Annotated in this window: 22 protein-coding genes; 10 read left to right on the forward strand and 12 right to left on the reverse strand. The window is 69.6% G+C overall.

What is annotated here, in order from left to right; genetic code table 11:
* Positions 1-11: 11 nt before the first annotated feature.
* The 3 genes from dcd to apbC all read right to left on the reverse strand — a co-directional run bounded on the left by dcd (position 12) and on the right by apbC (position 2537).
* On the reverse strand, positions 12-581 hold the full coding sequence (gene dcd, locus ACTJKF_RS04975) for a dCTP deaminase (protein WP_006398615.1): 570 nt from the start codon (positions 579-581) through the stop codon (positions 12-14).
* A gap of 195 nt (positions 582-776) precedes the next feature.
* Complete coding sequence (gene sodC / locus ACTJKF_RS04980; RefSeq protein WP_440622466.1) at positions 777-1313, reverse strand: superoxide dismutase [Cu-Zn]; 537 nt, start codon at positions 1311-1313, stop codon at positions 777-779.
* Between the two features lie 132 nt (positions 1314-1445).
* The gene (gene apbC, locus ACTJKF_RS04985; protein WP_440622467.1) at positions 1446-2537 is read right to left on the reverse strand and encodes an iron-sulfur cluster carrier protein ApbC; all 1092 of its coding nucleotides are present in this window, start codon (positions 2535-2537) and stop codon (positions 1446-1448) included.
* A 353-nt stretch (positions 2538-2890) separates the two neighbouring features.
* Between apbC and ACTJKF_RS04990 the strand changes: the two genes are divergently transcribed.
* The gene (locus ACTJKF_RS04990) at positions 2891-3532 is read left to right on the forward strand and encodes an OmpA family protein (protein WP_014896346.1); all 642 of its coding nucleotides are present in this window, start codon (positions 2891-2893) and stop codon (positions 3530-3532) included.
* 379 nt (positions 3533-3911) lie between these two features.
* Positions 3912-6074, forward strand: a complete 2163-nt coding sequence (gene metG / locus ACTJKF_RS04995) for a methionine--tRNA ligase (protein ID WP_440622468.1) — start codon at positions 3912-3914, stop codon at positions 6072-6074.
* A 132-nt stretch (positions 6075-6206) separates the two neighbouring features.
* Here the strand turns inward: metG and ACTJKF_RS05000 are convergent, their stop codons facing one another.
* Both ACTJKF_RS05000 and ACTJKF_RS05005 read right to left on the reverse strand, forming a co-directional pair.
* The gene (locus ACTJKF_RS05000) at positions 6207-10268 is read right to left on the reverse strand and encodes a translocation/assembly module TamB domain-containing protein (protein WP_440622469.1); all 4062 of its coding nucleotides are present in this window, start codon (positions 10266-10268) and stop codon (positions 6207-6209) included.
* Positions 10269-10308: 40 nt separating this feature from the next.
* A complete protein-coding gene (locus ACTJKF_RS05005; protein WP_440622470.1) occupies positions 10309-12135 on the reverse strand; it encodes an autotransporter assembly complex protein TamA in 1827 nt (608 codons plus the stop codon).
* Between the two features lie 254 nt (positions 12136-12389).
* Between ACTJKF_RS05005 and ACTJKF_RS05010 the strand changes: the two genes are divergently transcribed.
* The 4 genes from ACTJKF_RS05010 to panD all read left to right on the forward strand — a co-directional run bounded on the left by ACTJKF_RS05010 (position 12390) and on the right by panD (position 14988).
* Positions 12390-12578, forward strand: coding sequence for a DUF3460 family protein (locus ACTJKF_RS05010; RefSeq protein WP_044849219.1), 189 nt, complete (start codon positions 12390-12392; stop codon positions 12576-12578).
* A gap of 4 nt (positions 12579-12582) precedes the next feature.
* On the forward strand, positions 12583-13455 hold the full coding sequence (locus tag ACTJKF_RS05015; RefSeq protein WP_096502211.1) for a segregation and condensation protein A: 873 nt from the start codon (positions 12583-12585) through the stop codon (positions 13453-13455).
* A gap of 265 nt (positions 13456-13720) precedes the next feature.
* Positions 13721-14560: a pantoate--beta-alanine ligase gene (gene panC / locus ACTJKF_RS05020; RefSeq protein WP_440622471.1), complete on the forward strand. Its 840-nt coding sequence runs from the start codon at positions 13721-13723 to the stop codon at positions 14558-14560.
* A gap of 41 nt (positions 14561-14601) precedes the next feature.
* The gene (gene panD / locus ACTJKF_RS05025; protein ID WP_006484038.1) at positions 14602-14988 is read left to right on the forward strand and encodes an aspartate 1-decarboxylase; all 387 of its coding nucleotides are present in this window, start codon (positions 14602-14604) and stop codon (positions 14986-14988) included.
* Between the two features lie 194 nt (positions 14989-15182).
* Here panD and ACTJKF_RS05030 read toward each other — a convergent pair whose 3' ends face one another.
* The 4 genes from ACTJKF_RS05030 to ACTJKF_RS05045 form a co-directional block, all read right to left on the reverse strand.
* Positions 15183-15842 (reverse strand): ParA family protein, encoded by a 660-nt coding sequence (locus ACTJKF_RS05030; RefSeq protein WP_059527575.1) that lies wholly within the window; start codon positions 15840-15842, stop codon positions 15183-15185.
* A 126-nt stretch (positions 15843-15968) separates the two neighbouring features.
* Positions 15969-16382: a DoxX family protein gene (locus ACTJKF_RS05035; protein WP_440622472.1), complete on the reverse strand. Its 414-nt coding sequence runs from the start codon at positions 16380-16382 to the stop codon at positions 15969-15971.
* 164 nt (positions 16383-16546) lie between these two features.
* Positions 16547-16687, reverse strand: coding sequence for a hypothetical protein (locus tag ACTJKF_RS05040; protein ID WP_162999288.1), 141 nt, complete (start codon positions 16685-16687; stop codon positions 16547-16549).
* Positions 16688-16779: 92 nt separating this feature from the next.
* Positions 16780-18282 (reverse strand): cobyric acid synthase, encoded by a 1503-nt coding sequence (locus ACTJKF_RS05045; protein ID WP_440622473.1) that lies wholly within the window; start codon positions 18280-18282, stop codon positions 16780-16782.
* Between the two features lie 75 nt (positions 18283-18357).
* On the opposite strand from ACTJKF_RS05045, the gene cobU reads away from it, so the two are divergent.
* From cobU to ACTJKF_RS05065, 4 genes are read left to right on the forward strand one after another with little or no spacing between them, the layout of a single operon-like run.
* Positions 18358-18918 (forward strand): bifunctional adenosylcobinamide kinase/adenosylcobinamide-phosphate guanylyltransferase, encoded by a 561-nt coding sequence (gene cobU / locus ACTJKF_RS05050; protein WP_440622474.1) that lies wholly within the window; start codon positions 18358-18360, stop codon positions 18916-18918.
* Positions 18912-19856 carry an adenosylcobinamide-phosphate synthase CbiB gene (gene cbiB, locus ACTJKF_RS05055; RefSeq protein ID WP_440622475.1) on the forward strand — a complete coding sequence of 315 codons (945 nt, stop codon included), beginning with the start codon at positions 18912-18914 and terminating at the stop codon, positions 19854-19856. The genes cobU and cbiB overlap by 7 nt, the downstream gene beginning before the upstream one ends.
* A complete protein-coding gene (cobD, locus tag ACTJKF_RS05060; protein WP_440622476.1) occupies positions 19849-20868 on the forward strand; it encodes a threonine-phosphate decarboxylase CobD in 1020 nt (339 codons plus the stop codon). Before cbiB ends, cobD begins: the two co-directional genes overlap by 8 nt.
* Positions 20865-21791 (forward strand): cobalamin-binding protein, encoded by a 927-nt coding sequence (locus ACTJKF_RS05065; protein ID WP_440622477.1) that lies wholly within the window; start codon positions 20865-20867, stop codon positions 21789-21791. Before cobD ends, ACTJKF_RS05065 begins: the two co-directional genes overlap by 4 nt.
* An 82-nt stretch (positions 21792-21873) precedes the next feature.
* Here the strand turns inward: ACTJKF_RS05065 and cobC are convergent, their stop codons facing one another.
* From cobC to cobT, 3 genes are read right to left on the reverse strand one after another with little or no spacing between them, the layout of a single operon-like run.
* Positions 21874-22458 (reverse strand): alpha-ribazole phosphatase, encoded by a 585-nt coding sequence (gene cobC, locus ACTJKF_RS05070; protein WP_440622478.1) that lies wholly within the window; start codon positions 22456-22458, stop codon positions 21874-21876.
* Positions 22443-23219 carry an adenosylcobinamide-GDP ribazoletransferase gene (locus ACTJKF_RS05075; RefSeq protein WP_440622479.1) on the reverse strand — a complete coding sequence of 259 codons (777 nt, stop codon included), beginning with the start codon at positions 23217-23219 and terminating at the stop codon, positions 22443-22445. Before ACTJKF_RS05075 ends, cobC begins: the two co-directional genes overlap by 16 nt.
* Positions 23209-24291, reverse strand: coding sequence for a nicotinate-nucleotide--dimethylbenzimidazole phosphoribosyltransferase (cobT, locus tag ACTJKF_RS05080; RefSeq protein WP_440622481.1), 1083 nt, complete (start codon positions 24289-24291; stop codon positions 23209-23211). The genes ACTJKF_RS05075 and cobT overlap by 11 nt, the downstream gene beginning before the upstream one ends.
* Positions 24292-24319 lie beyond the last annotated feature (28 nt).

The following is a 24319-nucleotide window of genomic DNA, read 5'->3' on the forward strand; positions in this document are numbered from 1 at the left end:
ATGCAACCAGATCAGGTTTTCGGCAGCGTGACACCGCGCTGACCCTGATACTTGCCGCCGCGATCGGCGTACGACACGTCGCACACCTCGTCGCTCTCGAAGAACAGCACCTGCGCGACACCTTCGTTCGCGTAGATCTTCGCGGGCAGCGGCGTGGTATTCGAAAATTCCAGCGTGACGTAGCCTTCCCACTCGGGTTCGAACGGCGTCACGTTGACGATGATCCCGCAGCGGGCGTACGTCGACTTGCCGAGGCAGACGGTCAGCACGGTGCGCGGGATGCGGAAATATTCGACGGTGCGGGCCAGCGCGAACGAGTTCGGCGGGATGATGCACACGTCGCCCTTGAAATCGACAAACGAACCCTCGTCGAAGTTCTTCGGATCGACGATCGTCGAGTTGATGTTCGTGAAGATCTTGAATTCGTCCGCGCAGCGGATGTCGTAGCCGTAGCTCGACGTGCCGTAGCTGACGATCCTGCGACCGTCCTCGGACGCGCGAACCTGATCGGGCACGAACGGCTCGATCATCTTGTGTTCTTCGGCCATGCGCCGAATCCACTTGTCGGACTTGATGCTCATGCCAGCCTCCGCCGGGCCGTCCCAAGGTGGCTGGCCGTCCCCTCGGGGGACAGCGAACAAAGTGAGCGTTGGGGTCGTTTCATATTGGGGCGCCAGGAAACGCTGCGTGACGGTAAACGACGGCCGCCGGTTCAAGGCGGCGGCCGGGGAAGGCGCACATTTTACGCGATCATCGGCTCGCGCACGCGGCGGCCGTCAACGGATCACGCCGCACGCGAGCGCGGGCCCCGCACCATGCTGCGGAAACGCCGGATCGCTCGACTCGCGGTGGACCAGCGCCGCGCGGTTCAGCGCGGAACGCACGCCATCGAGGGCCAGATCGGGAGCGACGATGAAACCGGCCGCGACGCCGTTCGCATCCGCGTGGATGTTGCCGAGATCGCCGGCGACTCGCGCGCCCGCGCGCAGCCGGTCGGCCGCCGGCGCGAACACCTGGCCGGCGCTCGAGCCGTCGCCCGCATTGCAGTCGCCGCGCTCGTGCACCTGCAGCGCGTGATCGCTGTTCGGCGGCAGGCCGACCAGGTTGTACGTGACCTGAACGCCGTCCGGGCGTTCGACGAACGACACCGCGCCGCGCGTCTGCGAGCCGACGGTCGGCTGCAACTGCGCGTCGGCGCGCTTTTCATGCGACGAGGAAAAAACAGTACAGCCGGCCAGCAGGCCCAGCGCGGCAGCGGCCAGCAGCGCGCGCCGCGCGCGGCCGGCGAGCACGCCGTGATGTCGTTGGTTCATTCGATCCTCATGCCGGCTGGCGGCCGTTTGATACGGCACTAGGCCGGGCGGGTAAAGGGACCCGGGAAAAGTCGCCATGATACCGTGCCTTGCGGCGCCGTAAACAGCGTGAGGCCCCGCCCCGCAAGGGTTTTACGTATTTTGAACAACGATCGACGGGAACTTCGACGTCATGTCGCGCGCGCGCTCGGCAATCGCCAGCGCAACGCCGCGCGCGATGTCGCGGTAGCGCCGCGCCAGCGCGCCGTCCGGGTCGGCCGCAACCGTCGGCGTGCCGCTGTCGGCGCGCTCGCGGATCGCGATGTCGAGCGGCAGGCTGCCGAGCACGTTCACGCCGTAATCCTGCGCCATCCGCGCGGCCCCGCCCGCGCCGAAGACATGCTCTTCGTGGCCGCAGTTCGAGCAGACGTGGATGCTCATGTTCTCGACGATCCCGAGGATCGGAATCCCGACCTTCTCGAACATCTTCAAGCCCTTCTTCGCGTCGAGCAGCGCGATGTCCTGCGGCGTCGTCACGATCACGGCGCCCGTCACCGGCACGCGCTGCGCGAGCGTGAGCTGGATGTCGCCCGTGCCCGGCGGCATGTCGACGATCAGGTAGTCGAGCTCGCGCCAGTTGGTCTGGCGCAGCAGCTGCTCGAGCGCCGACGTCGCCATCGGGCCGCGCCACACCATCGGATTGTCTTCCTCGATCAGGAAGCCGATCGAGTTCGCCTGCAGCCCGTGGCCGACCAGCGGATTCATCGACTGGTTGTCCGGCGACTCGGGGCGCTGGCCGTGAATGCCGAGCATCGTCGGCAGCGACGGGCCGTAGATGTCGGCGTCGAGAATGCCGACCGACGCGCCTTCCGCCGCGAGCGCGAGCGCGAGGTTGACGGCCGTCGTGCTCTTGCCGACACCGCCCTTGCCCGACGCGACCGCGACGATGTTCTTCACGTTCGGCAGCAGCTTCACGCCGCGCTGCACCGTGTGCGCGACGATGTCCTGCGACACGGCGACGCGTGCGTCGCGCACGCCCGGCACGGCCTTCAGCGCATCGGCGATGCGCGCGCGCACGTCGTCGTGCTGGCTGCGCGCCGGATAGCCGAGCACCACGTCGAGCGTCACGGCATCGCCGTCGATCGCGACGTTGCGCACGCCCTTGTTCGCCGCGTACGGACGGCCGGTATTGGGGTCGACGACAGCCGCCAGCGCGGCGTCGACTTGTGCCCGGTCAATGCTCATCGAAACTCCGTGAAAACGTTTTTCTCTCGCGCAAACGTCAAGAAATATCAAATAACGCTGCGAAACGCGGGAAAAGTGAAAGAATCTGTTGCACGCCATTGCGCGAACGCGCGCGCTGGCGCAATCTTCGCGTGCGGCATGCTATGGGGCCAAATCGGCCACGAACCGCCTATATTGTAGAGGCTGACGCGCCACCCTGTCCGAACAGCCACGCTGGCGAACAGGGCATGCGACCGCCTCGGCGGCTGCCGCGGGCGCGGGCCGGCCCTCCTTTTTCGGGCAGCCCGTGTACGGAGCCGTAACTGTTGTTTGTCATTGTTGTCGACTCGTTCAAACCAAGAGAGGAATCCAAGATGAACATGAAAATCGCGACTCGCCTGTCCGTCTTCGCACTCGCCGGCGCACTGCTGGCAGGCTGCGCCACGCAGCAAGGCAACAACGCGGCCGTCGGCACCGGCACGGGTGCGGCGCTGGGCGCGGGCATCGGCGCACTGGCTGGTGGCGGCAAGGGCGCGGCGATCGGCGCGGGCGTCGGCGCACTGGTCGGCGGCGTGACGGGTTACAACTGGCAAGCGATCAAGAACAAGCTCGCGCCGTCGGCAGCCAAGACGGGCACGCAAGTGACCGAGCAGCCGGACGGCTCGCTCAAGCTGAACGTGCCGAGCTCGGTGACGTTCGCGACCAACCAGTACGCGATCACGCCGGCCTTCACGCCGCTGCTGAACGACCTGGCGACGACGCTGAACCAGAACCCGCAAGTGACGGCATCGGTCGTCGGCTACACGGACAGCACGGGTTCGCAGCAGCTGAACCAGACGCTGTCGCAGAACCGCGCGCAGAGCGTCGTGAACGCGCTCGTGCAGCGCGGCGTCGCCGGCGGCCGCCTGGCGGCACAGGGCATGGGCCCGTCGAACCCGATCGCGGACAACGCGACCGAAGCCGGCCGCGCGCAAAACCGTCGCGTCGAGATCTACCTGCGCGCAGCGCAACAGTAAGCATCGCAACGAGAGGAAACCGGGGCGTGCGCGGCGCGCACGGCCCCGCCGCCGCGGGCGTGCAACGGGACCGGCAACAAATCGAAAAAATTTTCGAACTTCCGTCCCGGCCTGCGGTCTGTCTTTACGGTACGCGGCCGGCGCTGCCGGCGCGTCACCATTCTCCTCTTGTCGTTGTTGCTCCGGGGCCGTATCCGCCCCGGTTTTTTTTTGCCCGAAATTCGCGTGCTGCGTTGCAGCATGACACCGCCCGGCACGCTGCCCCGGCGGTCCCGCCCGTCTCGGCGCCCGGTCCACGGCACCGGCCCCGACTGACCTCCCTGCACCCCTGCTAGAATCGCAGTTTCCGTCGTTTTCCCGCCGTTCTTCTACAGACCCTATGTCCGCATCCGACCTCACTTCCGTGCAGGCCGCGGCGCCGCAAGGCAGCCGCCAGATCCTCGTTACGTCCGCTCTGCCCTATGCCAACGGCCAGATCCACATCGGCCACCTGGTCGAGTACATCCAGACCGACATCTGGGTTCGGACGCTGCGAATGCACGGCCATGAGGTCTACTACATCGGTGCCGACGACACGCACGGCACGCCGGTCATGCTGCGCGCGGAGAAGGAAGGCCTCACGCCGAAGCAGCTGATCGACCGCGTGTGGACCGAGCACAAGCGCGACTTCGACAGCTTCGGCGTGTCGTTCGACAACTTCTACTCGACCGACTCGGAAGAAAACCGCGTGCTGAGCGAGAAGATCTACCTCGCGCTGAAGGAAAACGGCCTGATCGCCGAGCGCGAGATCGAGCAGGCGTACGACCCCGTCAAGGAAATGTTCCTGCCGGACCGCTTCATCAAGGGCGAGTGCCCGAAGTGCCACGCGAAGGACCAGTACGGCGACAACTGCGAAGTGTGCGGCTCGACCTACCTGCCGACCGAACTGCTGAACCCGTACTCGGTCGTGTCGGGTGCGACGCCCGTGCGCAAGAAGTCGACGCACCACTTCTTCCGCCTGTCCGACCCGCGCTGCGAGTCGTTCCTGCGCGAATGGGTCAGCGGCCTCGCTCAGCCCGAAGCCACCAACAAGATGCGCGAGTGGCTCGGCGACGCCGGCGAAGCCAGGCTCGCCGACTGGGACATCTCGCGCGATGCGCCGTACTTCGGCTTCGAGATCCCGGGCGCGCCCGGCAAGTATTTCTACGTGTGGCTCGACGCGCCGGTCGGCTACTACGCGAGCTTCAAGAACCTGTGCGAGCGCAAGGACATCGACTTCGACGCGTGGATCCGCTCGGGCTCGACGGCCGAGCAGTACCACTTCATCGGCAAGGACATCCTGTATTTCCACACGCTGTTCTGGCCGGCGATGCTCGAGTTCTCGGGCCACCGCACGCCGACCAACGTGTTCGCGCACGGCTTCCTGACGGTCGACGGCGCGAAGATGTCGAAGTCGCGCGGCACCTTCATCACCGCGCAGAGCTACATCGACACGGGCCTGAACCCCGAATGGCTGCGCTACTACTTCGCCGCGAAGCTGAACGCGACGATGGAAGACATCGACCTGAACCTCGACGACTTCCAGGCGCGCGTGAACAGCGATCTCGTCGGCAAGTACGTAAACATCGCGAGCCGCGCGGCCGGTTTCCTGATCAAGCGTTTCGACGGCCGCGTGCAGGACAGCGCGATGAACCATCCGCTCGTCGCGAAGCTGCGCGACGCGATTCCCGCGATCGCCGCGAACTACGAAGCACGCGAGTACAGCCGCGCGCTGCGCCACACGATGGAGCTCGCGGATGAAGTGAACGCGTACGTCGACGGCGCGAAGCCGTGGGAACTCGCGAAGGATCCGGCCAATGCGGTCGCGTTGCACGAAAGCTGCAGCGTGAGCCTCGAGGCATTCCGGCTGCTGTCGCTCGCGCTGAAGCCGGTGATGCCGCGCGTCGCCGAATCGGTCGAAGCGTTCTTCGGGATCGCACCGCTGACGTGGGCCGACGCCGCTGCGCCGCTGTCGTCGGCGCAGCCGATCAAGGCGTACCAGCACCTGATGACGCGGGTCGATCCGAAGCAGATCGACGCGCTGCTCGCCGCGAACCGCGATTCGCTGCAGGCCGAAGCCGCCGGCGCCGCTGCCGCGGGCGCGACCGCCGCCAAAGCCGCGAAGGATTCGAAGGGCGCCAAGGCAAACGCGAAGCCGGCCGCCGCGAACGGTGCCGACGACGGTCCGATCTCGATCGACGATTTCGCGAAGGTCGACCTGCGCATCGCGAAGATCGTCGCGTGCCAGGCCGTCGAAGGCTCGGACAAGCTGCTGCAGCTCACGCTCGACATCGGCGAGGAAAAGACCCGCAACGTGTTCTCGGGCATCAAGTCCGCGTACCAGCCCGAGCAGCTCGTCGGCAAGCTGACGGTGATGGTCGCGAACCTCGCGCCGCGCAAGATGAAGTTCGGGCTGTCCGAAGGGATGGTGCTCGCCGCGTCGGCGACCGACGAGAAGGCCGAGCCGGGCCTCTACATCCTCGAGCCGCACAGCGGCGCGAAGCCCGGCATGCGCGTGAAGTAAGCCGCTCGAGCCGCTTGCGCAGAAAGGCCCCGCAAGATGCGTGCGGGGCCTTTTTTTGTTTACGTCGCGCGACTGCCGACCGAATGCGAGGGCCGCGGCAACGATCACGCTGCACGCGGCATGCATGATCGGCTAGCGCTGCCCGAACCACCGATCGAAGCGCCGCGTGTAGTTCAGGTCGACGCCCTGGAACGTGCCGCCATACGCGGACACCGACCAGAAGCGCGTCAGGTTGATCGTCGCCTTGAACGCGTTGCTCGCCGATTGCAGCCCTTGTTCGTAGCCGAGCACGAAGCGCTCGTTGATCGCCTTCGAGATCTGCACGACCTGCGCATCGGTCAGGCCGACGTCGCTGCGGCCGATCGAGAATTCGTCGAGGCCGATGCTCTGCGCGACACGCTTGCCGGTCGCGCTGCCGAGCAGCCCGAGCGCGGCGGTCATCGCGTTCTGCTGGCCGACGTTGTTGCCCTGGTCGGTGCCGTGACCGAACAGCAGCCACGACAGCTTCTCGTTGTCCGTGACGTTCGGCTCGGACACGAGCTTGACGGTCGGCGACTGGATCGTGCCGATGACCTGCACGCCGGCCTCGACCTCCTGGTTGCGCCGCATCGCGAGGATGTTGATGCCCGGATTCGACACCGGGCCGTTGAACGTGAAGAAACCGTTCTCGACCGCGAGCTTGCGGCCGAACGACGTGTACGTCGACCCTTCCGTCACGCGCACGTTGCCGACCGCGCGCAGCGGCACGCCCGGCGCGCTCATCACGGTGATCGTGCCGCGCAGCCCGAGGTCCGCGCCGTGGCCCCTGAAGCGGAAGTCGTTGCCGAGGCCGATGTCGATGTTCGCACGCGGCGCGAGCGACGGCGCCGGCTTGTCTTCGACCTTCTGCGGCTTCGCGGCCGCGGTACCCGTCTGCACGTCGCCGCGCACCGTGCCGTCCGGGCGCACGATCACGACGTCGTCCGACAGATGCGGCGCCGATTCCTCCGGCAGGTCGAACAGCGCGCGATCGACGACGAACTTGCCGTCGATCGACAGCGCGCCGCGCGGCCCGTCGTTCGCGACGGTCGCCTTGCCCGACAGCGACAGCTTGCGGTCCGGCGCCGCGAACAGTTCGAGCTTGTCCGCGACGATGCTCGCGGTCAGGTCGGGCGCCTCGCCGTCGAGACGCACGCGGCCGATCGCGCGCAGCGTGCCGTCGCCGCCATGGAACTCGACCTGCTGGAATTCGACGAGGTTCTCCGCGAGCTTCACGCGCACGATGCCGTCCTTCAGCTGCACGCCCTGGTCGACGAGCGTCGCCGACAGGTCGTCGCCCGTCAGCATCCCCGACACGTTCGGCTTCGCCGGCGTGCCGGCGATCGTCAGGTTCAGCGCCGCGCGGCCGCCGAGCAGGTAGCTCGGCCCGAACAGGACGCCGGTCGTCTTCAGCGACGGGATGTCGGCGTCGATGCGGCCCGACAGCGGGCCATCGTCGACGACGCCGAACACGCCGTCGCGCAGCGCGAACGGCACGGTGACATTCGCGTCGAGCTTGCCGATCCGGTTCGCCCTCGCGAGCGCCACGACGTTGAGCCGGTTGCCGGGCACGAAGCTCGCGCGCGCCGAAAGCTCGGTCAGCCCGAGCGACGAGATGCCGCGCCCGGTCTCGATCGTCACGTCGCCGCCACGCCGCTTCACCTGCACGTAGCCGGTCGCGTTCGCGCCGAGCGAGAAGTCCCAGTCGGCATCGAGCACGACGTCGGTGCGCACGGGCGGCCGCTGGCCCGTCAGCGCCTGGCGGACCTCGAGGAAACGTGCGACCGATGCGTCGCGCACGGAGCCTGCCGAGCGCATCTGGCCGCGATCGAACACGAACGACTTCAGGTCGATCGCCGCGCCTTCGAGCATCAGCCGCGTCGCGCCGAGCGTCACGCGGCCGGCGCCGGCCGACACGGTGAGCGGCGACTGCAGTGCCAGCGCCGGCGTGCCGCGGTTCGCGAGGCGCGTGACGGTGCCGTCCCAGCGCATCCCGTCGCCGTTCTCGACCACGCCGCCGCTCGCCGCGAGCGTCAGGTCGATCACGCGGCCGCCGGCCATCCCGAGCGCCGACGCGTCGAGCGTGTGCTTCGCGCGCGTGCCGTCCAGGTTGGCGCGCAGCGATTTCAGCTGCAGCGAGCCGAGCGCGATGTCGGACGCGTCGGCCGTGAACACGAGCGCGCCGTGCGCGCCGTCGCGGATGTCGGCGCGGCCCTGCGCGGCGCCGATCCGGTTCGAGCCAACCACGACGTGCTGCGCCTTGTAGGTGGCCGTCACGTTCGGATGGGCGAAGCTGCCGGTCAGGTCACCCTGTGCCTGCACGAGGCCCTGGATGCCGAAGCCGAGCCGGTCGAGTTCCGGTGCATCGACGACGAAGCGCAGCCGGTCGCCGGGCGCGCCGAAACTGCCGCGCAAGTCGACGTGGTTGCCCGCGATCGACAGGTTCGCGTTGCTCGGCAGGATCCGCGCGCCGGCGAGCTGGACGACGCCGGCGCCCGTCAGCGGCACGCCGTCGTACAGGCTGTCGCCGAGCTTGAAGGTTGCCTTCGTCGACACCTGCGGTGCGAACGCGCCGGAGGCCGTCAGCGTGCCCGACACGCGCGTCTCTCCGCGCGTGGCCGGCGCCCTGGCCGCCGGTTTCGCCGGTTTTCCCCTGACCGCGCTGCTCGCCCCACCCGCGCCCGGCGCGCTCATCGCCGCGAGCAACAGCGGATCGAACGCGGTCAGCGTCGCCTTCGCGTCGTAGCTCGAATGCGCGTCGTGACGGAACACGCCCGTCAGGTCGATGCGCCCCTTGCCCGCCGTCACGCGCGCATCGGTCAGCACCGTCTGCTGCCGCGTGAGCGCGACCTTCGCACGCGCGCCGAGCGCAAGCTTCGGATCGTTCAGGTTGAAGTCGACGATCGTCGCGTCGCCGGCCAGCGTCACGCCGAGCGGGCCGCCGAGGCGCATCGGTCGCAGCTCGGCGACGAACGCATTGAGGTCGAGATTCGCGACTTTCAGGTCGAAGCGGCCCTTGCCGCCCGTCAGCATGCCGCTGCCGGTGACGCTGCCGTCGCGAATCAGTTTCAGCGCGAGGCCGTCGATCCGTTGCGCGTGCGCGTCCAGGTTCACGGTCGCATGCGCGTCGACGACCGGCAGCAGATGCTCGCCGAGCGTGCCGGGCTTCGCGTTGACGATCGACACCGGGCCGGTCACCGCGAAACCCTTCGCCGCGGCGGTGCCGGCCGGCGCGGTCACGGGCGCCAGCTCCGCACGCACCGCGAGATCGGCGGCCGGCGCGCCGGGCGAAAGCGCCTGCGGGTTCACGTGATCGAACACGAGCGACGCGCGCGTGAGCGGCACCGCGCCGAACGGGGCGGCCTCGACGTGCGCGCGCCCGTTCAGCTTCATCCCGCTCGCGGCGACGTCGGCCACGAGCGCTTCGAGCGAGCCCGATACGTTCGCGCTCGCGTTGACCGGTTCGTCGGCGAGCTTGCCCACGTAAGTCGCGGTGCCCGTCAGCGCGAACGGCTTCACGCCGTCGAGCTTCGCGCGCGCGGTCAGCGCGCCGTACGGCGTGTCGACGCCGTCGAGCGCGAGCTCATGGTGACGCCCGTCGCTGCGGCCGTTCAGCGCGAGATGATCGAGCTGCGTCGTCGACGCGCCTTCGTGGATCGCCAGGTGATCGACGCGCAGGTCGTCGATCCGCAACTGCAGCGGCAAGCTCAGGTCCTGTGGCGTCGTGGCCGGTTTCGACGGCCCCGGCACGATCCGCACGTCGATCGTGCCCGCGCGCAGATACGCGACCGACAGCCGCCACGGTGCGCGGGTCAGCGCCCAGCGGCCGTCGAGCCGGTCGATCCGCACTTCGGTGCCGGCGCCGCCCGGGCTCGTCCACGCAAAGCCGTGCAACCGCACGCCCGTCGCGAGCGCGCCGCCTTCCAGCGTGCCCGCCAGCCGGCCGCCCAGCACGCGCACGGCCGTCTGCCACGCGAGCCGCGTGCCGCGCTCGGTCGTCGCCGCGGCCAGCACGAGCCCGACGGCCAGCACGACGAGCAACACGACCGTCGCAAGCGTCCACGCGACGACGCGCCCCGCACGCATGCGGCGCCGCGCGCGCGGCGGCGCGTCGGGCGCGCGCTCGGGCGAGTCCGGATCGTGAGGCGGCGGCGTGTCGTTCGGGTCCTTCGTCATGCGGGTCGTCGTGCGGGTCGTCGTGAACAGGGCAACAAGGTCAGAAAGCGATGCCGAGCGTCAGGTACGGGCGCACGCTGTGGTTGCGCAGCCCGTATGCGACGTCGACGTTGATCGGGCCGACGGGGCTGCGCCAGCGCGCACCGATGCCGACACCCGGATAGAACACCTTCTCGCCCCACGCATCGGTCGCGGTGCCGATGTCGAAGAACGTCGCGGCGCCCCAGTCGCGGTTGAACCAGTGCTGGTATTCGGCGGTGCCCGTCATCAGGTACTTGGTCGGCAGCACGGAGCCGTCGACGTTGTTGCCGATACTCTGGTAGCCGTAGCCGCGCACCGAGTTCGAGCCGCCCGCGCGGAACAGCAGCGACGCCGGCACGCCGTTGGAGCTGCCGCTCGTGAACACGCCGCCGAGCTCCGCGCGGAACACGAACAGGTCGCGCCGGCCGATCGGCACGTACTGCTGGCCGCGCGCGTAACCGCGGATGAAGGTCTGGTCGGTCAGCACGCCCTTGATCGCGAAGCCGGCCTCCGCGTGGATCAGGTTGCCCGAGCGCGGAAACAGCGGATCGTCGACGTTGCGGCGCGTCCACGCCCACTGCGGCACCAGCGCGCGGCTCGTGGTCGGGCCCGCGCCGTTCTGGTCGAGCCGGTCCTGGTAGTACATCAGCGAGTAGGCGTAATCGATGAACTGGCCGGTGCGCGTGCGCTGCGCGCCGATCCGCGCGCTGTAGATGCGCGTGTCCGACACGTTGGTGTTCGTGTACGACGCGAGCACGCTGTTGGTCCACCCCCTCTCGCCGGGCGGCATCGACAGCTGGACCTGGCCGTACTGCTGGATCTGGTCGAGCCGGCCCGACACGGTGAGCGGCCAGGCGGCGCCGAACGTGTCGAGGTATGTGTAGGAGCCCTGCACGTGCGGGCCCGTGTCGGTCGCATAGCCGACGCCGCCGCGAATGTTGTTGTACGGGAACTCGCTGACCTTCACGTGCACGGGCGTGCGCTCCGGCTTCGACGTATCGTCGCCGACGTCGATCGCGACGCTCGCGTAGTACGGCGTGTTCTGCAATTGCCGCTGCAGCTCGGTGATCCGCTGCACGTCGTAGATCTCGCCTTCCGACAGCGGATTGACGTTCGTGACGATCTTCTCCGGATAGCGGCGCACGCCGTCGACATCGACCTTGCCGATCGTAAATGTCGGCCCGCTGTCGAACGTGACGGCCAGCGTCGCGCGCTGCGTGCGCGGATCGATGCGCGCCTCCGACGACGTGATCTTCGCGCCGAGATAGCGGCGCGACTGCAATTGCTTGAGCGCCGCCCCCTTCGCGCCGTCCCAGCCGGACTGCGTGAACGGGTCGCCCGGCTTCAGCGAGAACGCGAAACGGGTCGCGGCCTCCTGCTTCGGATCCTCGGAATCGACCGGGCCCTTGAACGTCAGGTCGACCGTCGACACGACGGTCGGCGGCCCCGGATCGACGGCGACGCGCACGTCGCGCTTGCCGTCGCGCGTGCGCACGTCGGTACGCACGACCGGCGAGAAATAGCCGGCCGTCGCGGTCAGGTCGCGCACCTGCTGCGGCGTGGCGGTGACGAGGAAGTCGAACTGGTCGTCGTTGATGTCGTCGCGCTTCGCGAAGCGCGCGATGTCGAGGTGGGCCTTGAGCAGCTTGCGGATCGAGCGCGGCGCGTCGATGTCGACGTCGTACTTCGCGTAGGCCGGCAGCGCGACGCACGCGGCGAGACAGCCCGCGAGCGCGGCCCGGGCCGCGGCACCGGCGCCGCGCCGCGCGCGACGGCCGACAGGACGGGCCTCATGCGGGCTCGCCTCATGCGCCGTAAGTGCTTGCTGGTTCGCCTGACCCGCCAAATATGACCTCGCCCTCGGTTGTCATGGTTTCGTGGAAAACCCTGTATTTGACCACAGGGCGGGGGCCATGCCCGCACCGGCCCTGCTTTGACGCTTGCGCGCAACGATGCGCGCGCGGGCCCGGCCGGTCCCGCCGCCGGCACCGGCCAGCCGATTCGACGCGCGATTGGCGCCGGCTGTTCCCCGCGATGCGGTAAAATCCCGCCATCGCGAATCCGGCGCATCGTGCGCCGCCCGAAACGGAAAGCCAAGCCATGCCGTACCAGTCCGACGTCACGCAGTTCCTGAACCAGCTCAAGCAACAGAAGCCGACGCTCGAAGAAGAGCAGCGCAAGGGCCGTTCCCTGCTGTGGGACAAGCAGCCGATCGACCTCGACGAGCGCGCCGAGCAGCAGGAATCGCGCGTGAAGCAAACGTCCTACGTCTACTACCAGAACTTCTGACGACGTGAGCGCCGCCGACGAGGCCAGCGCCGCCCGGCAGGACGACGCGATCGCCGCGCCCGCGGGCGCCGATTCGACGCCCGACACGGTCGACGGTGTCGCGGCGTTCGCTCGCCTGTACGGCGAGCCGCTCTTCAAGCTGCCGCAGGATCTCTACATCCCGCCCGACGCGCTCGAGGTGTTCCTCGAGACCTTCGAAGGCCCGCTCGACCTGCTGCTGTACCTGATCCGCAAGCAGAACTTCAACGTGCTCGACATCCCGATGGCGCAGGTCACCGCGCAATATCTGGGTTATGTCGACCAGATCCGCACGTCGAACCTCGAGCTGGCGGCCGAGTACCTGCTGATGGCCGCGATGCTGATCGAGATCAAGTCGCGGATGCTGCTGCCGGTCAAGAAGGCCGATACCGGCGAGGAAGCCGAGGATCCACGCGCCGAACTCGTGCGCCGCCTGCTCGAATACGAGCAGATGAAGCTCGCCGCGCAGCGCCTCGACCAGTTGCCGCAGCTCGGCCGCGACTTCCTGCGCGCCGAGGTCTACATCGAGCAGAGCATCACGCCGCGCTTCCCCGACGTCGATTCGGACGACCTGCGCGCCGCGTGGGCCGACGTGCTCAAGCGCGCGAAGCTCGTCCAGCATCACAAGATCTCCCGCGAGGAGCTGTCGGTGCGCGAGCACATGAGCCTGATCCTGCGCAAGCTGCAGAACGCGCGCTTCATGGAGTTCGCCGACCTGTTCGACACGTCGCGCGGCGTGCCGGTCGTCGTCGTGAACTTCATCGCGATGCTCGAGCTCGCACGCGAATCGCTCGTCGAGATCACGCAGCCCGAACCGTTCGCACCGATCTACGTGCGCCTCGCGTACCTGCCCGCGTAACGCCTCCGCGCCCGCCGCCTCCCCGTCCACCGCGATACTGCGCATGACACCGGATCCCGCCGTCGGGTTTGCCCGCGCGGCCCGCCAGCGGCGCGCCCGATTAAAAAGTGAACGATCGTTCTTTTTTCGATGCGCCCGGCGGCCAAATCCTCTACAATCCGCCGACGTCCGATGCGCCGCCCGCGCACCGGCGTTCTCCGCTTCGACCCCGACGCCGCTGTTGCGGCGCCAACGCGCGCCTGCGCGAGGAACCCGCTACCCGATCATGAAAGTCATCAGCTCGATCCAGGAACTGCGCGACCAGATGCGCGGCCAGAACCGCACGGCGTTCGTGCCGACGATGGGCAACCTGCACGAAGGTCACCTGTCGCTGATGCGCCTCGCGCGCCAGCACGGCGACCCGGTCGTGGCGAGCATTTTCGTCAACCGGCTGCAGTTCGGCCCGAACGAGGATTTCGACAAATATCCGCGTACGCTGCAGGACGACATCGAGAAGCTGCAGAAGGAAAACGTCTACGTGCTGTTCGCGCCGACCGAGCGCGACATGTATCCGGAGCCGCAGGCGTACCGCGTGCTGCCGCCGGATGACCTCGGCGGGATTCTCGAGGGCGAGTTCCGCCCCGGCTTCTTCGCCGGCGTGTGCACCGTCGTCACGAAGCTGATGTCCTGCGTGCAGCCGCGCGTCGCCGTCTTCGGCAAGAAGGATTACCAGCAGCTGATGATCGTGCGCCGGATGTGCCAGCAGCTCGCGCTGCCGGTCGAGATCATCGCGGCCGAGACCGTGCGCGACGAGGACGGCCTCGCGCTGTCGTCGCGCAACCGCTACCTGACGCCCGACGAGCGCAAGGAAGCGCCCGAACTCGCGAAGACGCTGCAGCGCGTGCGCGACAGCGTGCTCGGCGGCGAACGCGACCTCGGCAAGCTCGAGCAGCAGGCGCGCACGCACCTGGCCGAGCGCGGCTGGGCGCCCGACTACATCGCGATCCGCCGCCGCGCGAACCTGATCGCGCCGAGCGCCGCCGAACTCGACGCCGGCGAACCGCTCGTCGTGCTCACGGCCGCGAAGCTCGGCGCGACGCGCCTGATCGACAACCTGGAAATCTGACGGGCCGTCCGCCCGCGCCTCTCACGCATCACGGAGATACCATGCAGCGCCATATGCTCAAATCGAAGATCCACCGCGCGGCCGTCACGCACTGCGAGCTGCATTACGAAGGCTCGTGCGCGATCGACGAAGACCTGCTCGAAGCGGCGGGCCTGATCGAAAACGAACGGATCGACATCTGGAACATCAACAACGGCGAGCGTTTCTCGACGTACGCGATCAAGGGCGAGCGCGGCAGCGGGATGATTTCGCTGAACGGTTCGGCCGCGCGCCGCGCGCAACTCGGCGACCTCGTGATCATCGCGGCGTTCGCGATGGTCGACGAAGCCGAGCTGCAAGCCGGCTGGAAGCCGAAGCTCGTGTTCATCGACGAAGGCAACAAGATCAAGGGCCACCGCGATCACGTGCCGACGCAGAACTGGACCTGATCCGCGCGGCCGCCGGCGTGTCGTGACATGCGGGATCGCTGCCGCGGCGCCCCGCCCGACGGGGCGGTCAGCCGCGCAGCCGTCACAGGTACGAAGGGCCCGATCCGGCGCGATGCCGGATCGGGCCCTTTCTCATTCGACCGGATTCGACCGCATTCGGCCGGATTCACCGTCCGGATCCGGCCAGCGCGCGGTCAGGACGCCTTGGCGACCTTCTCCGCCTTCGGCGCGCGCCGCTCGGCCCATTCGACGATCGGCCGCCACTGCTCGAGATCCTTCTCGACGCGGCTCTTCGCGACATCCCACAGCGTCAGGCCGTGCGCGGCGATCTGCACATAGTTCTGCGTGTCGCGCACGTAGCCGAGCACCGGCAGCCCGAGCCCTTCGACGAAACGGTGCAGCTGGTCGGACGAGCGCGTGCGCGCGTCGACGCGCATCCCGACGATCCCCACCTCGACGCTGCCTTTGCGCACGGCCTTCTCGCCGGCGAGGCGCTCCAGAAACTGCTGGGTCGCGAGAATATCGAACATCGACGGCTGGAGCGGCACGATCACCTTGTCGGCGAGTTGCAGCGCGACGTTGAGCCGGTTGCCGTGCAGGCCGGCCGGCGTGTCGATCACCGCATATTCGAGGCCGCGCGGCGGCTTCGACGGCGCGTCCGGGTCGAGATCCCACGCCTCGATCGCGGGCAGGCCGGCCGGACGCAGGTCGAGCCACGCATGCGCGGACTGCTGCCGGTCCAGATCGGCGAGCGCGACCCACGCGCCCTGCGCCGCGAAATAGCCGGCAAGATTGGTGGACAGCGTGCTCTTCCCCACGCCGCCCTTCGGATTCGCCACCACGATGACCGTCATGAATTCCCCCGAAAAAGCCGTGCGGCGCCTGCCGCCTGGCAGACGCCGCTCGATTGCGGATACAGGGAGCGATGATATCGGCAAACGGGGTATCACCGGAACGGGTTGCGCCGCTGCCCGCCCGACTTATGCGGTTCGCGTCGCGGCGCGCGGTGCGCCGAGCGCGAACGCGCCGCCGCCCAGCAGCGCCTGCACGGCCAGCGTGACGGCCCAGAACGCCGGGTACTCCCAGCCGCCGTGCGGCGACGCGAAGCCCCAGCCATTCGGCAGATGTGCGGAAACGGCGCCGAGCATGAACGGCAGCAGCACGAGCGCGGCGATGCGCACGCGGAAGCCGGCGAGCAGCGCAAGGCCACCGGCCAGTTCGACGAAGGTCGTCAGGTACGCGAGCCAGCCGGGCAGGCCGATCGACGCGAAGAACTGCGCGGTGCCAGGCAGCGTGAAGACGAACACCTTCTGCGCAACGTGCGCGAGGTACAGCACGCCGAGCGCCACACGCAGCAGCGTCGCGCCGAGATCGTTCAGGCGATTGGGGTTCATGGCGAATTCCTTCGGGAGTGGATGGGAATGCATCGCACTCTATTCGAATCGATTCGGCCAATAAATACGCTATCCAGCTTTAATTGATTCCCACAAGGAACGAATTGGGCCGTAAAAAAGGGCATGACCGATCATGCCCCGGTATCCGCTCCGCGATACGCCCGTCAGCCGCCGCTCTTGCCTTGTGCGGCGTCGCCCGAGCCGGCCGGGCTGCCGCCCGGCGCGTACGAATCGCACGCGTGCGCCACCGCCGACGCGCCCAGCAGCGCCGCGAGCAGCACACTCAACCACCATCGAGCCTTCATCGTCGCGCTCCTTCGGGTGGACCTCCGCCCATCTGAGTTGTATGCGATCGGCCGGAAAATGCCAGGCCGGCCGCGCCGTCAGTCGGCAAAAATCAGCAAAACTCCGCGTACAGCGCACGCAGGTCGAGATGCTCGGCGAACGAATCGGCCAGCCGCTCCAGCGACGCCTCGCGCAGCGCCGGGTAGTCGATACGCTCCGCGCCGTCGAGCCCCGCCCACGCGAGCAGCGCCGCGCACGCGTCGGGTGCGTCGAACAGCCCGTGCACGTAGGTCGCGAGGATCTGCCCGTCGGCCGACACCGCGCCGTCGTTGCACACGCCGCCCGGCAGGTCGGCCGCCGCCAGTTCCAGCGCGGGCGCCGCGAGCGCGGGCCCGCGCGTGTCGCCCATGTGGATCTCGTAGCCGTGCACGGCGGCCGCACCCGGCAGGGCCAGATGCCCCGTCACGTTCTTCAGCGTCTTGTCCGGCTGCAGCGTCGTGTCGAAGTCGAGCAGCCCGAGCCCCGGCACGCTGCCGGGCGCGCCTTCGAGGCCGAGCGGATCGTCCAGCGTGCGGCCCAGCATCTGCATCCCGCCGCAGATGCCGATCACCTTGCCGCCGTAGCGCAGGTGGCGGCGGATCACCGCATCCCAGCCCGCGTCGCGCAGCCACGCGAGATCGCGCTGCACGCTTTTCGACCCGGGCAGGATCAGCAGGTCGGCGTCCGGCACCGGGCCGCTCTTCCAGTACGTGAATTCGACCTGCGGATGCGCGCGCAGCGGATCGAAATCGGTGTGGTTGCTGATGCGCGGCAGCGCAGGCACCACCACGCGCAGCACGCCGGCGTCGCCGCGCGCGGCCGCGCTGCGCGCCTGCGACGGCAGCATGTCCTCGGCATCGAGCAGCAGCCCGTGCAGGTACGGCAGCACGCCGAACACCGGCTTGCCCGTCTGCGCGCGCAGCCAGTCGAGGCCCGGTTCGAGCAGCCTGAGGTCGCCGCGAAAGCGGTTGATGACGAAGCCGCGCACGCGCGCGCGCTCGCTGTCCGACAGGCAGGCGAGCGTGCCGACCAGGTGCGCGAACACGCCGCCGCGATCGATGTCGGCCACCAGCACGACCGGGCAGTCGACGCGTTCGGCGAAGCCCATGTTCGCGATGTCGCCTTCGCGCAGGTTGATCTCGGCCGGGCTGCCCGCGCCTTCGACGAGCACCGTGTCGTAGCCCGCGCGCAACCGCGCGTACGACTCGAGCACCGCGTCGAATGCGACCGGCTTGTAGTCGTGATACGCACGCGCGTCGAGATTCATGCGCGCCTTGCCGTGAATGATCACCTGCGCGCCGCGATCGCTCGTCGGCTTCAGCAGCACCGGGTTGAAATCGGTATGCGGCGCGACGCCCGCGGCGAGCGCCTGCAGCGCCTGCGCGCGGCCGATCTCGCCGCCGTCGGCCGTCACCGCGCTGTTCAGCGCCATGTTCTGCGGCTTGAACGGTGCGACGCGCGCACCCGCGCGGCGCGCGAGGCGGCACAGGCCCGCGACGAGCGTGCTCTTGCCCGCATCGGACGTCGTGCCCTGGATCATCAACGTGCCGCGCGGCTGCGGTTCGGGTGCGTTCATCGTATGCAAAGTCGTGGCGAAGCAAAGGCCGCATTATCGCCCGCGCCGCCGCGCGCGCGCCGTTACAATCACGCGATGATTCCGCACGACCTCACCTTCGTCCTCGGCGGCGCGCGCTCGGGCAAGAGCGCGCATGCCGAGCGGCTCGCCGCCGGCAGCGGCCGCTCCGTCACCTATATCGCGACCGCGACGCCGACCGTCGCCGATGCCGAATTCCAGCAGCGCATCGCGCATCACCGCGCGCGCCGGCCGGCCGACTGGGGCTTCGCCGACGCGCCCGTCGACCTCCCCGGCACGCTCGCTCGGCTCGACGACCCGCACGCGTGCCTGCTCGTCGATTGCCTGACGCTGTGGCTCACGAACCTGCTGTGCCCGCTCGACGGCGAACCGCTCGACGACGCGCAGTACGCGGCGCTGGTCGAGCGGCTCGAGCATGCACTGCGCGGCGCGCGCGCGAAGGTGATCGTCGTCAGCAACGAAATCGGGCTCGGCGTCGTGCCGCTCGGATCGGTCACGCGCCGCTACGTCGACGAGCTCGGACGCCTGAACCAGCGTGTCGCCGCGCTCGCGAACCGCGTGACGCTGCTGGTGGCCGGCCTGCCGCTCGAGCTCAAGCCCGGAGCGCCGTCATGCTGATGCTGTCGCTGCCGGTCGTCGCGATGCTCGCGGTCGCGGCCGCGCTCGTCGATCGCGTGCTCGGCGAACCGGCCGGCTGGCACCCGCTCGTCGCGTTCGGCCGGCTCGCCGCGCGCATCGAAGGCGCGCTGAACACGGGCCGGCGCGGGCGCGTCATCGGTGTGATCGCATGGGCCGCGGCGGTGGTGCCGCCGGTGGCCGTCGCGGCGTGGCTCACCGCCGTGCTGCCGTGGCCGCTCGCGGCGGCCCTGCACGTCGCGCTGCTGTGGTTCGCGCTCGGCGCGAAAAGCCTCGCCGACCACGTCGCCCCGATCGCCGCCGCGCTGCTGCGGCACGATCTCGACGCCGCGCGCGCGCTGACCGCGTGCATCGTGTCGCGCGACACGAGCGAAGCCGACGAAGGCGCGCTGTCGCGCGCGGCCGTCGAATCGGCGCTCGAGAACGGCAACGACGCGATCTTCGGCGCGCTCTTCTGGTTCGTCGTCGCCGGCGGCCCCGGTGCGCTGCTGTTCCGGCTCGCGAACACGCTCGATGCGATGTGGGGCTACCGCACGCCGCGCTTCCTGACCTTCGGCTGGGCCGCCGCGCGCATCGACGATGCACTCAACTGGATTCCCGCACGCGGCACCGCCGCGAGCTACGCGCTGCTCGGCGATACGGCCGCCGCGTGGCGCTGCTGGCGCACGCAGGCGCGCCACTGGGACAGCCCGAACGCCGGCCCCGTAATGGCCGCGGGCGCCGGCAGCCTGAACGTGCAGCTCGGCGGCCCGGCCGTCTATCACGGCGAAATCGAGGACCGTCCCGCGCTCGGCACCGGCGCGCCCGCGACGGCCGTGCACGTCGTCGCCGCGCTGTCGCTCGTCACGCGCACGCTCGCGTTGTGGCTCGCGCTGCTCGTCGCGAGCGGCGCCCTCACCCTCGCTACCCATCATGTCTGACGCCCCCATCCCGCACGGCGGCAACCTGCACGAAGCCGCCCGCCGCCACGGCATTCCGTACGACGCGTGGCTCGACCTGTCGACCGGCATCAATCCGGTCGGCTATCCGGTGCCGCCGGTGCCCGCCGACGCGTGGCGCAGGCTGCCCGACGACGGCGACGCGCTTGCCGCGTGCGCGGCCGGCTACTACCACGCGCCCGATGCCGCGCACGTGCTGCCGGTTGCCGGCAGCCAGGCCGCGATCCGCGCACTGCCCGCGCTGCTGCCGCCCGGCGACGCCGGCGTCGCGACGCTCGCGTATGGCGAGTACGCACCTGCATTCGCGCGTAACGGTCATCACGTCGTGCCGCTCGACATCGTCACGGACGTGCTGCCCGCGACGCTGCGTCACGTCATCGTCGGGAATCCGAATAATCCGACCGCCGAGTTCGTGCCGACCGAGCGGCTGCTCGGCTGGCATGCGCAGCTGTCCGCACGCGGCGGCACGCTGATCGTCGACGAGGCCTTCGCGGATACGGGCGCCACGCCATCGCTCGCGCGGCACACCGATCGTCCTGGCCTCGTCGTGCTGCGCTCGGTCGGCAAGTTCTTCGGGCTTGCCGGGATTCGCGCGGGCTTCGTGCTCGCTCACCCCGAACGGATCGCCGCGTTGCGCGACCGGCTCGGCGCGTGGACCGTCAGTGGTCCCGCGCGTCACGCGACCATCGCCGCGTTCGCCGATCGCGCCTGGCAGGCCGCTGCACGCGAGCGGCTCGCGGCCGACGGCGAACGTCTCGCGGCACTGCTGCGCATGCACGGCTTCGCGGTGCGCGCGACCCCGCTCTTCAGCTGGACCGGCGACCCGCGCGCCGCCGCGCTGCATGCGGCACTCGCCGCGCACGGAATCTGGACGCGGCACTTCGCGCAACCGTCGAGCGTGCGTATCGGCCTGCCCGGCAACCCAGCCGAGTGGCAGCGCGTCGCCGACGCACTCGCGCAGTGCGTGCCGACGCTGCAACGGGCATCCGCATGACCGCTCGCCTGCCTTGCCGGCTTCGCCGGCTGCCCCCGCTCGCGACGCTGGTCGCGCTCGCGCACGCGCCGTTCGCCCACGCGGACGTCACGACCCGCGACGATGCCGGCAATACCGTCACGCTGCCCGCACCGGCGCAACGCGTGATCAGTCTCGCGCCACACGCAACCGAGCTGATCTACGCGGCCGGCGGCGGCGCGAAGCTGGTCGGCACCGTCACGTACAGCGACTACCCGCCCGCCGCGCAGGCCGTGCCGCGCGTCGGCGACAACAAGGCGCTCGATCTCGAGCGGATCGCCGCGCTGAAGCCCGACCTGATCGTCGTGTGGCGGCACGGCAATGCCGAGCGGCAAACCGATGCGCTGCGTGCGCTGCACATTCCGCTGTTCTTCAGCGAACCGAAGCATCTCGACGACGTGGCGACGTCGCTGCGCCGGCTCGGCACGCTACTCGGCACGGAACCGGCCGCCGACGCGGCCGCGGCATCGTACACGCGCGACATCGCCGCGCTGCGCGCGCGTTACGCGACACGTGCGCCCGTCACGATGTTCTTCCAGGTCTGGGACCGGCCGCTGACGACGCTCAACGGCGCGCATCTGCTCAACGACGTCATTACGCTGTGCGGCGGCCGCAACGTGTTCGCGGCGCTGAAACCGCTCGCGCCGACCGTCACCGACGAGGCCGTGCTCGCGGCGAACCCGGAAGCGATCGTAACGACGAGCGCCGGTGCCACACGCTCGGACGCGCCGCTGCCGAGCCTCGCGCGCTGGCGTGCATGGCCCGCGCTGACGGCGGTGGCGCGCAACAACCTGTTCGCGATCGACGGCGATCTGCTGACCCGGCCGTCACCGCGGATCGCGCAGGGCGCGGCTGCGCTATGCGAGGATCTCGACGCCGCGCGGTCGCGACGGCCGGCGCGCTGAGTCCGGGTTGCGGTACGTTTTCCGTGCGGCGGCTGTGCTGCATGCACGATCGCGAGCCGATCGCACGCCGGAGCACATCCGCCTAGGCGTCCCAGTGGACGACGTCCCACGTGCGTGTGTCGGGCGCCGTACGCAACCAGACGACACCCCCCGTCGGCACCGGTCGCGCCAGCAGCGTATCGAGCGGCACGCGCAAGGCATGCGATGCGAACGCGCGAATCACGCCGGCATGGGTGAGCGCCCATTGCGGCGCGTCGACCTGCCCGACGGCATCGACCACGCGCGCCACACGCTCGGCGAACCGCGCGACGCTCTCGCCGCCATGCGCACATGCATGCAGCAGATCGGCCGCCCACGCATCGAGTGCGGCGCGGTCGATATCGTCCCAGCGCTGCAGCTCCCACGCGCCGAAGTCCATTTCCTGCCAGAGCGCGTCGCGCCGCAGCGGCACGTCGAACGCCAGCGCGAGCCGTTCTGCGACCGACGCGCAGCGCGTGAGCGGGCTGGTCCAGAGCTGTTCGGGCAACGGCGCCCCGAGCGCGGCCAGATGCGCACGCACGGCCTGCGCGCCGTGGTCGGCCGACGCGGCGAGCGGCACGTCGCTGCGCCCGTAGCAGACACCCGGCTCGACCTCGACGGCCGGATGGCGAATCAGGACGACGTCCATCCAAGCACCACCAGATAGATCGCGAGTTCGCTCAACTGCTGCGCGAAGCCGAGACAGTCTCCCGTATAACCGCCGATCCGCTTCACGAAATAGCGGGCCGCCCATGCACGCACGAGCACGAGCGCGACCAGGGCCGCGAGGCCCGCGCGCCAGTCCGGCCAGAACAGCCACGGCAGCCCGGACCCGGCCGCGACCCAGGCCGCGCGTGCGCCCATGCGCTGCGCGACCGGTTTCGCCTTGCCTTCCGGCCGAACGTAGTCGAGCGACATCAGCAGGCTCACGGCCGCCGCGCGGCTCGCCGCATGCGCGGCGATCATCGTCCACGCGGCGCGCAGCGGCGGCATGGCCGCGAGCGCCTGCCATTTGAGGCCGAGCGTCACCACGAGCGCGACCGCGCCGAACGTGCCGATGCGCGAGTCGTGCATGATGCGCAGCACGTCATCGCGCGTGTAGCCGCCGCCGAACGCATCGCAGCTGTCGGCCAGGCCATCCTCGTGGAACGCGCCGGTCGCGAGCAGCGTCGCGGCCATCGACAGTCCGACCGCGATCGACGCCGGCAGCACGCGCAACGCCGCCAGGTAGACGAGCGCGCCCCACGCGCCGACGCATGCGCCGACCAGCGGGAAGTAGCGCGCGGCCTGGTCGAGATCGCCGGCCGCGTAGCCGATCGCGCGCGGCACCGGCACGCGCGTGAAATAGCCGAGCGCGACGAAGAAGTAGCGCAGTTCGGCGCGCACGCCGCGCGCGCGCTCAGGCGTCACGATTGTCGACGCCCGCGGATTCGAAGCTCGCCATCTCGGCGAGGAACGCGGCCGCCGCGCGCACCAGCGGCAGCGCGAGCGCGGCGCCCGTGCCTTCGCCGAGCCGCAGGTCGAGCGCGAGCAGCGGCTTCGCGCCGAAGTGCTCGAGCATGCGCCGGTGCCCGGCCTCGTGCGACGCGTGCGAGAACACGCAGTAGTCGCGCACGCCGGGTGCGATGCGCTCGGCGACGAGCAGCGCGGCCGTCGCGATGAAGCCGTCGACGAGGATCGTCATCCGCTCGCTCGCGGCCGCGAGATACGCGCCCGTCATCATCGCGATCTCGAAGCCGCCGAACGTCGCCAGCACGTCGAGCGGCGCGATCGCGTGCGAATGCCGGACGAGCGCACGGCCGAGCACCGCGCGCTTGTGCGCGAGCCCCTGGTCGTCGAGGCCCGTGCCGCGCCCGACACACGCGTCGATCGGCACGTCGAGCAGCCGGCTCATCAGGCACGCGGCCGACGACGTGTTCGCGATCCCCATTTCACCAAAGCCGATCACGTTCGTGCCGAGCGATGCGTGCAGGCGCACGCGCGCCGCGCCGGCGGCGAGCGCCGTCAGCGCGTCGTCGCGCGTCATCGCGGGTTCGGCCGCGAAGTTGCGCGTGCCGCGCGCGACCGGCAGCGACACGAGCCGGTCGGACACCGGCAGCGGCGACGCGACGCCCGCATCGACGATCTCGAGCGCGCTCTGCGCGACACTCGAGAACGCATTGATCGCCGCGCCGCCGGCCAGGAAGTTCGCGACCATCTGCGCGGTGACCGACTGCGGATACGGGCTCACGCCCTCGGCCGCGATCCCGTGGTCGCCGGCGAACACGATCGTCACGGGGCGCTGCACCTGCGGCCGCTCGGTGCGCTGGATCAGGCCGATCTGCAGCGCGATCGCCTCGAGCTGGCCGAGACTGCCGGGCGGCTTGGTCTTGTGATCGATCACATGCTGCAGGCGCTTGCGCAGCACGTCGTCGAGCGGCGCGATCGCGGGCGGGAAATCGGTGTGGGCGGTCTCGGCGGTCTGGGCGGTCGAATTCGTCATCGGAAGGTTGCCTCGTTGGCGCGGCCGG

Origin of the sequence: Burkholderia sp. 22313 (genome assembly GCF_052045245.1) — a bacterium.
Taxonomy (GTDB): Bacteria; Pseudomonadota; Gammaproteobacteria; order Burkholderiales; family Burkholderiaceae; genus Burkholderia.